Below are 13,861 nucleotides of genomic sequence, written 5' to 3'. Positions count from 1 at the left end.
GTGGAAAATAATAAAATAAAAAGTAAGTATTATTTTAATTATATAGATGAGCAGTTTGCTGATATCCAAATACTTCGTTATAAACTAACAGGATTTGATAAATTATCTCTACGCCAAAAGCAATATATATATTGTTTATCACAAGCTACTCTGTATGGAAGAGATATTCTTTTTGATCAATTTGGTAAATATAATTTACGTATTCGCAAAACCTTAGAAGCTATTCTTCTATATTATAAAGGTGAAAGAGATGATGCCTTTTTTAACATAATAGAATATCTTAAGAAAGTGTGGTTTGCTAACGGTATTTATCACCATTATGGATCTGATAAATTTGAGCCTAACTTTTCTGAAGAATATTTTAGGAAAATCATAATCTCTCTTCCTAAAGAAGTCTTACCATGCTATAATAATGAATCTGTAAACGAGCTTTTAGAAGAAATAATACCCATAATATTTGATCCTAAAATATTACCCAAACGCGTTAACAAAAAAGATGGATGCGACCTCATTAAGAGTTCTGCTTGTAATTATTACGAAGGAGTTTCTCAAAAAGAAGTTGAATTTTTTTATGCAGAAAAAAAAGCTAAAGGATCAAAAGAGCGACCTATTTCATACGGTTTAAATTCTTCTCTATGCAAAATAAATGGCAAAATAGTAGAAGACGTTTGGCATATTAATGGGAAGTATAGTAAAGCATTAGAAAAAATTGTATTCTGGTTATATGAATCTTTAAAGTTTACAGAAAACGAACAACAAAAAAAAGTAATTAATTTACTTATAAAATATTACCAAACAGGAGATTTATCTATTTTCGATAAATACTCTATAGAATGGTTAAAGGAAAAAGAAGGACAGATAGATTTTATTAATGGTTTTATAGAAGTATATAGTGATCCTCTTGGATTAAAGGCTTCATGGGAGGGAATTGTGGAATATAAAGACTTAGAAGCAACTAAACGTGCTAATATTATATCCACAAATGCACAGTGGTTTGAAGACCATTCTCCCATTGATCCACGTTTTCGCAAAGAAACTGTTAAAGGAGTTACTGCAAATGTAGTTAATACTGCTATGTTAGGAGGTGATGAATATCCGTCTACTGCTATTGGTATTAATCTACCAAATGCCGATTGGATACGCTCTGAATATGGATCTAAAAGTGTTACTATTGGTAATTTAACTCATGCTTATAACATTGCTTCAAAAGGAAATGGTTTTTACGAGGAATTTGTTATTGACAAAGAAACTTATGAGCTAATTAATATGTTTGGATCTAAAACAGATGACTTACATACCGATTTACACGAATGTTTAGGACATGGTAGTGGGAAATTACTACCATCTACAGATCCCAGTTCTCTTAAAAATTATGGGAATACTATTGAAGAAGCTCGTGCGGATCTTTTTGGTTTGTATTATATCGCTGATAAAAAATTATTAGAATTAGGACTTCTTGATAATAAGGATGCTTATAAAGCACATTATTATAGCTACTTAATGAATGGTCTTCTTACTCAACAAGTAAGAATAAAGCCTGGTAAAAAGATAGAAGAAGCACATATGCAAAATAGAGCTTTAATAGCATGGTGGGCTATGGACTTAGGTAAAGAAGAAGAGGTTATAGAATTTATCTCAAAGAACTCAAAGACTTATATTAGAATAAATAATTACACAACACTTAGATCTATCTTTGCAAAACAATTAGCAGAGATACAAAGAATAAAAAGTGAAGGTGATTTTAATGCTGCTCGTACTTTAGTAGAAAAATATGCTATCAACCTCAATAAGAAACAACATGAAGAAGTTTTAAAGAGATATGAACAGCTTAATATTGCACCATATAAAGGTTTTATTAATCCTGTTTTAAGACCTATTCTAAATAAAAACAACAACGTCGTAGATATTATAGCAGATTATTCTGAAACTTATTCAGAACAAATGCTACGCTATTCTAAAGAATACTCAACATTATGAATGTAGATACACAAAATAAAATAAAACAAATAAAACAATCTTTTCGCTTCAGAATGAATGGTGTAACATCACAATCGATGCGAGAAAAAGGAATTTTATATAAATTAAACTGGGGTATTCCTCTACCTGAACTTAAAGAAATAGCTAAAGAATATGGTAAAGACTATGATCTAGCTATAGAACTTTGGAAAGAAGATATACGCGAATGTATGATCTTGGCAACACTTATTATGCCTCACGAATGTATGGAAGAGGATATAATAGAAGTATGGATGGAACGTGTACATACACAAGAATTAGCAGAGATATTAGCTTTTAATTTATTACAGTACACAAATAAAGCCTTACATCTTGCCTTTCGTTGGATAGCTTCTGGGAAACAAATGTATGAAATTTGTGGATATAATTTACTTTCAGGATTATTCAATAGATGTATAAAAATTGAAAACCGAGAGATAAATGAATATCTTGACCAGGTTAACTCTTCTTTACAAGATAACAATATTATAATAAAGCATGCTGCTTATAATAGCTTAATGAAATTCTGCAATATAAATAATGATTTTGAGGCAATGGCAAAAAGGACAGTTGGCCTTCTAAGTGCCAGGCCCTAAAAAATTACTTCGCTCATTTATTTTTATTAAATCGGACTTTTTATATATTTATAATTTTAATAATCATATCAAATAAATAAGTCAAACCCAATTAAGCATTTAAAAAGATACAAAACAATAAGGTCAAAATAGTGTGTTTTTTATCCTTTAAAACCGAATTCATTGCTATATAAAAACAAATTATATGGCAAATTTTATCAAATCTATTTGTTATTTATTTTACAATAGTTGTCTTTTTACTAAATAACCATAATCCTAAAAAGGTAAAAGTACCATTTATCATAAGTAATTCGTACCCAAATTTATAACTTGTAAAACTTTCTATAAAAGTAGATAGTATATAACAAAGCAAAGGAGATATTATTGCAATAAATGGAGATAGCTTATCTTTCACTGTTCGTTTGGTAAATAATCCAAATGAAAAGAAGCCTAATAAAGGACCATAGGTGTAAGATACAAGTGTATAAATAGCATCAAGTAAATTCGTAGAATTAAACCAGCGAAAAAGTAATATAAAGCCTATAAAACAAAGTGCCATAACAAAATGTACACGCTTCCTTAAACTTTCATCATTATCTCTATTTTTAATATCAACACAATAAATAGTTGTTAGCGATGTTAAAGCAGAATCGGCACTAGAAAAACAAGCTGCTACAATCCCTATAGTAAAAAACACCATGACCCAATTACCTAATAATCCACCAGCTGTAGCTTTTAGCATTAACTCATCTGTAGTAGAAGATGGGATGGCTAAATGCATATAATTATAAAAAAACATCAATAGGATACCAAGTGCTAAAAATAAGAGATTAGCAGGAATAAAAGCTAAACCATAACTACACATATCCTTTTTAGCATCATGAAGATTCTTACAAGTAAGATTTTTTTGCATCATATCTTGATCTAAACCTGTCATAACAATAACTATAAAAATGCCACTTAAAAATTGTTTCCAGAAATTTTGCCCCGATAGACTATCATTAAAAACAAAAACACGGGAATGAGGGTCATTTATTATTTTATTAATAGCTTCAAATAAAGAGAGGTCTAATGCTCCTAATACCTTATAAATAATAAGAAATAAAGCTATAAACATACATAGCGTTTGAAAAGTATCTGTATAAACTAAAGTATGGATACCACTCCTTTTAGTATATAACCATATTAATAGTACTAAAAAAGCTACTGTTAAAACAAAAGGTATATGATAATTATCAAGAACATATCTTTGTAAAATAATGCAAACTACATAAAATCTTACAGCGGCACTACTCATCTTTGATAAGATAAAAAAGCTTGAACTTGTTTTATAAGTATATTTTCCAAGCCGCTTTTCTATATAAGTATATATACTTGTTACTTTTAACCTAAAATATATAGGCAATAAAATAAAAGCTACAACAATATAACCAAGCACAAAGCCTAAACAAGTTTGCAAATATGTCATATTATTAGATAACACCATACCAGGAACACTCACAAAAGTAACGCCAGAAATACTTGCCCCTATCATACCAAAAGCTACTAAATACCATGGAGATTTTTGGTTTGCTTTAAAAAAAGTAGCATTATCGGACCGTTTGCTTGTTAACCTACTAACACAAAAGAGTATTAGAAAATAAGAAATAATAGTTATAACTATAATCATGTCATTAATAAATATTATTTATTAAACTTTACGAAGTATTTCATCTCTACATTCCTCCATTAACCATTTAGGAGTACTAGTTGCTCCACAAATTCCTACAGTTTTTGCATCTATGAACCAATCCATATTTATTTCATCTGCACTCTCTACTTGATAAGAATGTGGATTAACTGCTAAACATTCATGAAAAAGAACCTTTCCATTAGAACTTTTTTTACCTGCAACAAAAATAATAACATCATGGCGTGTAGCAAAGATAGATATATTTGGCATACGATTAGCTACTTGTCTACATATTGTATCAAAACTTTGAAATTGTGCTGTTGGACTGATATGAGACTGTATATAATCTATAATTTTATGAAACTCATCGAGGCTCTTTGTTGTTTGTGAATAAAGGTATATGTTCTTTGTAAAATTTAGTTTCTTTACATCTTCAAATTTCTCTATAATAAGAGCTTCGCTTTTAGTTTGTCCTACAAGCCCTAAAACCTCTGCATGACCATTTTTACCAAAAATTACTATTTGTGAGTCTTCTTGAGTAGTTTTAGGTTCTAACCTCTTATTTTGATTTTCTATAATAGGTGTTAATTTTCCATCTACTTTACTTTCATATTGTTTTTTTATACGACGCTGTAAAGCTAATACAACAGGACAAGTAGCATCTATTATTTCTATGTTATTACGTCTAGCTAAAGCATAAGTTTCTGGAGGTTCACCATGAGCACGAAGCAACACTTTAACATTATAGAGATCTTTCATTTGCTCATGATTGATAGTTATTAACCCATTTTTCTCTAATCTCTCTACTTCCATGGAATTATGTACAATGTCGCCTAAGCAATAAAGAGCATTACCTTTAGCTAATTCCTCTTCTGCTTTCTTTATAGCTGTAGTTACGCCAAAACAAAATCCACTACCATTATCTATTTCTATTTGTAACATTTAAATGCGTAATTAATAATTTATCGATTAATGTCAAATTTAATTATAGGTGAGTTTCCACAATACTCTGGTGAATATGCACTTTGTATAGTACATATACCTGTATTATAACTACCTTTTCTATCTATATAATAATCTGTTTCCACTATATGCTTACCTTTTGTAAGTTTATTAAAATAATAATTAGTGCTATTATTGTTAGGTGTTACATAACACATACCATAATAACTACTCAACTGATTTATTGCTGCTAAACAAGCTGCACGCTTATCAATAATTTGAACAAAATCAAAATCACGTGAAGCTGTTATTGTTAATCGTACACGTATCTTATCACCAACTTTTAAAGATTTTGTTTGAAGAATATTATTATGTTCATCTAAAATATCACGTTGTATAGTCATTCCCATAGATCTTTCTTTTATATCTACTACTTCTTGTGAAAACTGTGCATATACTCCTCCAAAACTAATACCCTTATTTTGCTTTTCTATTCTTAAACTTTTTGGACATGAAGATATAGGAACAGTAACTTTTACATACCCTTTCCCTGCTATTTCTTTAGGCTTGTTCAATACTTTTCCATCAAGTTTAAATATAGCGGAAACATTATCTTCCATATTCCACTTCCCTTTGCTCATAAAAGCCCAAATGGCATTAATAGTATTAATAGGAGTATTCCACATTTGTGTACGCTTCTCTTGAAGTAGCCATCTCTGCATCTCCTTGATATAACTATCATTTGGAGAAAGTCTCTTTAAAGCTTCTATAGCTGCTACTTCTGTAGGAATTTTATAATTCCTCCATGAGTAATAAGCATTTTTAATATCGAAATATCTACCCATATCTTTTGTATATACCGTATATTCCTTTATACTTTGCAAATATTCATTAGCTTTTTGGATTCTTCCATACATGCTAAAAATAATAGCAATGTTAGCCTTTCCATAAACAGTTAGGTTGGTGGACTTCTTAGATAATCTATTAAGTAAATAGGTTATGTTTGATGTTATAGGGCGTTTAGCTAATACGCTGGCATAAATATAATTGCAAAGGTCATCACTTATGAAGAACAATTCATGGTCTTTCTTATCTGTACGCTGCATCTCTTTTACTTCTTTTCCTACCTCACGATCAAGATAGGCAAAGGCGTTTTTTAACAATAAAGCTGTTTCTTGATTGGTAAAAGCTTCCTCCCCCATTAAGATTTGTAGGCGAATAAGCTCTTTTACTATATAAACTGTCATATAAAGGCTGCCTTTCATACCTGCAAACCAAGAGAAAGAGCCATCTTTATTCTGTAGCTTATATAACTGAGCAATATAGCTTTGCTGCTTATGCTGTAAAGCATTCTCATCAAAGAATTTTACTAACATTTGCTTTTGTTCACTTTCCTTTTCTGCATTCAGTACCCATGGGGTCTCACTTAACACTAACTTCTTCAGTGTTTCATTCTTCTCAAGATTTGAAGTAAGAGCCTTCTCTTTATCTATTTCTTGTTTCCACAAATCTATTGTTTGCTTTATCTTTGGCGATTGCATTATGATATGCTTACCTAAAGCATTAACATAATAAGCTGTCATCAGGCTAATAGCATCATCGCTATACACTTTAGACATATAAGGCAAAGCTTCTATCATAAACCAAGAAGGATTATTAGTATATTCGATGGTTAGTTTTGCATCGCTTAATTTATTTTTAGGATATAACTTATCAAGCTCTATCTGCTCTATATTCTTACCAATCATTGTAATGGGATAAGTGTTAATAACATACTCTTTATTAGGCAAAACAGAAAGATACTGCTGCTCTCCATCTGAGAATCCATCTGCTTCTACAGTGATACGAACAATTAATAAAGTATAGTCTGCTAATTTTTTCTTTGAAAAACGCTCTATAGCATCATCATTAATTTCAAATGATACCGAAGTAGTATTATCTGCTTTTATGCTAACTTGCCGAGATGCGGTATAAATAGCTTGCCCCGTAACAGGATCAATTAATGAGAGAACAGCCTTTGTTTGTAATGCTTTATCTACTCTTTTCACTATACGTGCAGATATTATAGCCTTATCTCCAACACGCAAAAAACGTGGTAAATTTGGCTGTATCATTAAAGGTTTTGAGACAACAGCCTCATCGGTAAGCAAGCCATTGTTCATCTCCTTATCATGGGCAAAGCCCATAAAACGCCATGTTGTCAAGCTCTCTGGTAGAGTAAAGTGTATGCTTACATTACCATTCTTATCAGTAACTAACTGAGGATAGAAGAAGGTAGTTTCATTTAAATTCTTTCTTAGCAACACAGGAGCTTTACCATTACTATCCTTTTTAGCAACATTAGTATCTGTAAAGCCTTTCATTTCTTTATCTTCCTTTATAACAGGGGGTGTAAATTTCACAGTACCTCTACTACGTCCTACTGGTGCTACCTCATCATAAACCGATTCTAAAGATAGTTTTTCACACATAAAAATATCTGGATAAGACCTTTCAAACGCTGATAGATACTTTTGATTAAATGCTGCCAAGCTTATCTTCGGGACATTAATAGTTGCAACTCTCTTATTTGCAATAATATAAGATGTATTATAATCTGAAGAAAACCAATTAACATATGGCATAGTAAGACTTATTTTTGGTAACTCATGCCATGAGTTATCTAATATCTGATCAAGACTTTTATCATATAAAGTTGCCATTAACTGTGCATTCGCGGGCGTCCCATCTGGACGGGTTACTGATAAAGTCCACTCTTCTTTATGACCAGGAGTGAGTTTATTCCTAAAGGTTTTCCACTTTAAAGTTAGTGTCTTATCTGGTATTGGACGCATAATAGTAACACTATGTTCATATACCTTTGCATCTTTTACCCAAATATAATGAAGAAATAAACCATTTTCATATTCTGGTTTATAAGTAAAGGCACGCGTATTATTGGCATTCGATTGATCAAAATATCCTTGTTCTATCAACTTATTTCCTGCAAAGATAGAATAAATAACGTGTACATCTTTATCGGTAGATCCTACTTGCACATACACAGGCGATCCATCTTGTGGGAAACTACTATCACTTACATAGAACCAATCGTGTGTATCTTCTACAGGGCGCTTATCCTTTAGAGAAAAAACGACAAAATCTTTATTTAATGTATCTGCTCCACAGATAGCATGTAGGCGATAGATACCAGAAGAAAGCCCTTTTACTCTCACTGTCTCATTAGTCTTTATCGTAATATAATTACCAACATAGCCTGATTTTTGCTTCTTACTACCTCTTGGGATAATAATATATTTAGCCATGCTTTCTACCCTTTTACCTGCCGCATTAAGATAATTTAGCTTGAAAGATAACGCATAAGTATCAACTACTTGCTTTGGAATATCGCAAGTAAAAGCTGTAGCCTTAGTAGAAATAGATAAACTCTGCTCTACTTCTTGACTTTCTCCTGTCTGGTCGGTAACGGTTGCTCTGACCTCAAAGGTATAGTAATTGGCATCTACACGCATACCTCTTACTATTTTATCCATTACATTCTTAGGTAATATAAAAGGTACTTTTACCTCAAAACAGCCATTTGCATCAGTAGTAACTTTACCTCTACTTAGCACTTGAGCTTCATTATCACTATTGCCCCAATACCACCAAATAGCCTTCTTTCGTAATACTTTATAAGATACTTTAGCACCTTGTAAACTTACACCTGCATAAGTTCTAGCATAACCTTTTAATGTAATGGTATCACCTGGAGCATACTTTTCTTCATAATCCTCAAAACCTACTTTAAAAGTTGGACGCTTATACTCCTCTACACGGATAGTAGTTTCATAAGTTCTATTGCCATCTACACTTATATAAAAACAGCCTGTCAAACCTTTTACAGGTAAGATAAAATCGGTTGCAGCTGTGCCAAACTCATCTGTTATTACTTCTTTTTTCCCTATTTCACGATAATTAGCATCACGAAGCGACAAGCTAAATTTATGATTAGATATCACTTTACGCTTTAATCCCTCTAAGGAATCAGAATAGGCTACTATCGAAGTGTGCACAATTTGCCCTGGACAATAAATAGCACGATCTGTCATAAGAAGATATTTATTACCAGCATAATTGCTCTTAGAATAATAAAAAGAAGGTAATACCCATGCTTTGCAAAAGCCTTTATCTGTTGATGTTGATACATAGGTATATCCACACGCTCCTTTTTTATTAGTTATATAGAAAGCTTCTCCTTTCTTATCTGTCAGAAGGGTTATTTTAGGAGTACTTCTTTTTTCATAAACATCACCAAACAACTTTATCTTTGCCCCTTCTACAGGTTGCCCACTGACAGCATCTACTACCACATACCGATATTTATTATTAGCCTGTTTCTCTGCAAGTAATACCAGATTACTTACATAAAGTAGCTCTTCCTTTGCAGAAATTTTTGCTGATGGCGAAGAAATCCTAACAATATAAACCCCAGGAGATAACTTAGGGAAAAGAACAGAGTCCTCAAAGTTTTCGTAAGCTGGACGTAATACAGTATACTGTCGCTTAATGGTAATCGCACTTTTAGGAACAATTTTCTTTGCATAATACTCCATATCTTTTTTATCTATATCTGTATTATAGGTTTCTCCGGTAAGTGTCGTTTTAATAATATCTATCCTAAGATCGCATACATTACGCAAACTAATCTTAACATATTGCCCATAAGGACGAGTATAAGTGTTAATAGGAATATCATTTGTTTCTATTTTAGAGCTCTGCAAATTATGGAGGACTGCTCTAAAATAATTTATTCCTTTCCAAGACGCATATTTCTTAAGAGCATTTTGTACAAAATCGAAACGTTCTTTATCTGTTGTCTCATTAGAAAAGTTTTCGTACTTTACTTTTGCCAGCTCGCCTGCTATGTCCAAATCACCATACTTTGTAAGTAAATAATCTACATCTTCTACTATATCTTCATCTTTTTCTAAAGCTTTAAATGCCGCATAACAAGCAGCTGAACGATTATTATGAGCCAGATAATACTTTTCTAACTCATGATAAGCCTCTGCTTCAAAACCTACTACATGTAAAAGGTCATTATTAAAAATATTATCATCAGCACCTTTTTTTATAAAAGGAATGAAATTTTCTAATTTCTCCCTGCCAAGCAAATCTTTATAAGCCATTGCTTTGTCAAAATATACCTTTGCTAAAGCTTTGTTATCCTCATCGCTTCGTGTGATATTATTCTGCTCTATCTTACCTATTGCACAATAATATATAGCTGCAAGCACCTTATCACTCTTTTCTGCTTGCAAGGCAAAAGACTTAATACGAGCAAGCTCTTTCTCTAATGAATCAGGAGATATCTTTATTTTCGTTCCTGTTAAAAAGAGCTCTGCTGCTAAAAGATTACCATAGCTCTTTTCCTTTTTGGCTTTTATTGCAATTTCCTCAAGTTTCTTTATCTGTGTTTTAGGAAAATCTTTTTCCATAGCAATATCTACCTGTTTCCAAAGCGAGCTATAGCCTTGTGCATATGTAATATTCGATAATATTAAAGTAAAAATAAATATACTAATTATTCGTTTCATTTATTCTTTGTTTTTGTTTATACGCAAAAATTATCAAAGTCAGAGTAAAAAAGTTTACTCCTATTTGTAAGATGTTAACTATAACATGCAAAGATATATAAATTAAAGATAACTCCATAACGATATAGCTTATAATTATAAGTGATTTAGATTTTTGCAATATTATAAACAGAAAAATAAAACTAAAATAAACGTCATAATGACATATAGCGCATGTCATAGTGGCATATATAAAAGATCGGCACATAAATTGATCTTATGATAAACAGAATAATAAAAATAATTAGAAAAGTATAAATACAACCGCTATAAATTTATATAGAATGTAAAGAAAGGAGACAAAAATATGACATTTGACAAATTTACTATTAAAGCGCAAGAAGTTATACAAAGTGCTGTTAACATTGCACAGCAACATGGTCAGCAAATAATAGAACCTTTACATCTTTTAGCAGGAGCTATAGATAAAGGAAAAGAAGTTACTAACTATGTGTTTCAGAAAATTGGTGTAACTCCTCAGAACATTGCAATGGCTGTAAATAGTGAGCTTCAACACTTGCCAAAAGTACAAGGAGGAGAACCTTATTTTTCATCAGATACTAATAAGGTTTTACAAAAAGCTACAGAAATATCACAACAGCTGGGTGATGAGTTTATAAGTATAGAGCCTTTACTCTTAGCTCTACTTACAGTAAATAGTACTGCTGCACGAATATTAAAGGATGCTGGGTGCACCGAAAAAGAACTTAAAAAAGCTATTAATGAGTTGCGTCAAGGACAGAAAGTGCAATCACAGAGTGGAGATGAAAACTATCAATCACTTGAAAAATATGCTCACAACTTAGTAGAAGATGCTCGTAACGGTAAGCTAGATCCTGTAATTGGTCGTGATGAGGAAATTAGAAGAGTACTTCAGATATTATCTCGCCGTACAAAAAACAATCCTATATTAATAGGTGAGCCAGGAACTGGTAAAACTGCTATTGTAGAAGGACTGGCTGAACGTATAGTGCGTGGAGATGTTCCTGAAAACTTAAAAGATAAAAAACTTTATTCTCTTGACATGGGTGCTCTTATAGCTGGAGCAAAATACAAAGGAGAGTTTGAAGAACGTTTAAAATCTGTTATTAAGGAAGTTACCAACAGCGATGGTAATATAATTCTTTTTATAGACGAAATACACACCTTAGTAGGAGCTGGAGGTGGTGGTGAAGGAGCCATGGATGCTGCTAATATTCTCAAACCAGCACTTGCTCGTGGCGAGTTAAGAGCTATTGGAGCCACTACTTTAAATGAATATCAAAAATATTTTGAAAAAGATAAGGCTTTAGAGCGTCGTTTCCAAACTGTTATGGTAGATGAACCTACAGAGTTAGATGCTATCTCTATTCTACGTGGCTTAAAAGAACGTTATGAAAATCACCACAAGGTACGTATACAAGATGATGCTTGTATCGCTGCAGTAAAGCTTTCTGAGCGGTATATATCTGATCGATTCCTACCCGATAAAGCTATTGATCTTATGGACGAAGCTGCTGCAAAGCTACGTATGGAACGCGATTCTGTGCCTGAAGAGTTAGATGAAATTACTCGTCGATTAAAACAATTAGAAATAGAACGTGAAGCAATTAAGCGTGAAAACGATGAAGACAAGATGGCTCTTTTAGATAAAGATATTGCAGAACTTAAAGAGCAAGAACATAGCTTTAGGGCTAAATGGGAAAACGAACGTGCACTTGTTAATAAAATACAACAAGATAAACAAGAAATAGAACATTTAAAGTATGAGGCTGAACGTGCAGAACGTGAAGGAAATTACGAACGTGTTGCTGAAATTAGATATTCTAAACTAAAAGCATTAGAAGATAATATCCAGAATATAAAGAAGCAATTATTATCGGCACAAGGTAATGAAGCTATGGTAAGAGAGGAGGTTACCGCTGATGATATTGCAGAAGTAGTAAGCAGATGGACAGGTATACCAGTTACACGTATGATGCAAAGCGAACGTGAAAAACTACTTCACCTTGAAGAAGAATTACATAAACGTGTAATAGGACAAGAAGAAGCTATTACTGCTGTCGCTGATGCTGTTCGTAGATCACGTGCCGGATTACAAGATCCTAAAAAACCTATTGCTTCGTTTATATTCCTTGGTACTACTGGTACAGGTAAAACAGAGTTAGCTAAAGCATTAGCTGATTATCTTTTCAATGACGAAACAATGATGACAAGAATTGATATGAGTGAATATCAAGAAAAGTTTAGTGTTTCTCGACTAATAGGCGCGCCTCCAGGATATGTTGGTTATGATGAAGGTGGACAACTTACCGAAGCTGTACGGCGTAAACCTTACTCTGTGGTCTTATTTGATGAAATAGAAAAAGCTCACCCTGATGTGTTCAATATATTGTTACAAGTATTAGACGATGGTAGACTTACTGATAACAAAGGACGCACGGTAAACTTTAAAAACACTATTATCATTATGACTTCAAACCTTGGCTCACAATACATACAGCAGCAATTCCAAGAACTGAGAGAGGATAATAGAGAACAAATTATAGAACATACAAAGACTGAGGTTATGAATATGTTAAAACAAACTATACGACCTGAATTCTTAAATCGTATTGACGAAACTATAATGTTCTTACCACTCACACAAGAGCAGATTGCTGGTGTAGTAAGGTTACAGTTAGAACGTGCTAAGGAGATGCTAATGCCGCAAGGACTTGTTTTAACATGGACAGAGTCAGCTGTAAAACATCTTGCAGAAATTGGATATGATCCAGAATTTGGAGCACGCCCTGTAAAAAGAGCTATACAGCACTATGTACTCAATGATTTAAGTAAATCTATCTTAGCTGGTACTGTTAATAGAGAAAAGCCTATTAATATAGACTACTATAATGGGGCGCTTGTTTTTAAGAATTAATATGATTTTTACTCATATTAGGTTATAAAAGAAAATATATTATTACAATAGAAAATGGGGAGTAGACTTGTAAAAGCTCTACTCCCCATTTTATTTATATTTAAAAAAAGGCTGAATCCTATTTAATTAGAATCAGCCTTTTTTTCTATTTATAAAATTA

6 protein-coding genes are annotated in these 13,861 nt (G+C 32.2%); 3 read left to right on the top strand and 3 right to left on the bottom strand.

Features of this window, described 5'->3' with window-relative positions:
• Positions 1-1,977, top strand: a complete 1,977-nt coding sequence (locus AC1DCD_RS00770; protein ID WP_464639652.1) for a dipeptidyl-peptidase 3 family protein — start codon at positions 1-3, stop codon at positions 1,975-1,977.
• The gene (locus AC1DCD_RS00765; RefSeq protein WP_464639654.1) at positions 1,974-2,591 is read left to right on the top strand and encodes a DNA alkylation repair protein; all 618 of its coding nucleotides are present in this window, start codon (positions 1,974-1,976) and stop codon (positions 2,589-2,591) included. The genes AC1DCD_RS00770 and AC1DCD_RS00765 overlap by 4 nt, the downstream gene beginning before the upstream one ends.
• 214 nt (positions 2,592-2,805) lie before the next feature.
• On the opposite strand, the gene AC1DCD_RS00760 is transcribed toward AC1DCD_RS00765, so the two are convergent.
• Genes AC1DCD_RS00760 through AC1DCD_RS00750 form a run of 3 tightly spaced genes read right to left on the bottom strand, consistent with a single transcriptional unit; the run spans position 2,806 to position 10,763 of the window.
• Positions 2,806-4,239, bottom strand: coding sequence for a sodium:solute symporter (locus AC1DCD_RS00760; protein WP_464639656.1), 1,434 nt, complete (start codon positions 4,237-4,239; stop codon positions 2,806-2,808).
• Between the two features lie 21 nt (positions 4,240-4,260).
• The gene (locus AC1DCD_RS00755) at positions 4,261-5,184 is read right to left on the bottom strand and encodes a 4-hydroxy-3-methylbut-2-enyl diphosphate reductase (RefSeq protein ID WP_060932862.1); all 924 of its coding nucleotides are present in this window, start codon (positions 5,182-5,184) and stop codon (positions 4,261-4,263) included.
• A gap of 20 nt (positions 5,185-5,204) precedes the next feature.
• Positions 5,205-10,763 carry an alpha-2-macroglobulin family protein gene (locus AC1DCD_RS00750; RefSeq protein ID WP_464639658.1) on the bottom strand — a complete coding sequence of 1,853 codons (5,559 nt, stop codon included), beginning with the start codon at positions 10,761-10,763 and terminating at the stop codon, positions 5,205-5,207.
• A 346-nt stretch (positions 10,764-11,109) separates the two neighbouring features.
• Here AC1DCD_RS00750 and clpB point away from each other — a divergent pair, with 346 nt between their 5' ends.
• Positions 11,110-13,701: an ATP-dependent chaperone ClpB gene (gene clpB, locus AC1DCD_RS00745; protein WP_036856304.1), complete on the top strand. Its 2,592-nt coding sequence runs from the start codon at positions 11,110-11,112 to the stop codon at positions 13,699-13,701.
• The last annotated feature ends 160 nt before the right edge of the window (positions 13,702-13,861 follow it).

It is taken from the genome of Prevotella sp. C0209C1 (assembly GCF_056583855.1).
Note: the sequence above shows the minus strand (reverse complement) of the source record. Positions and strands in the feature narration are given on the sequence as shown.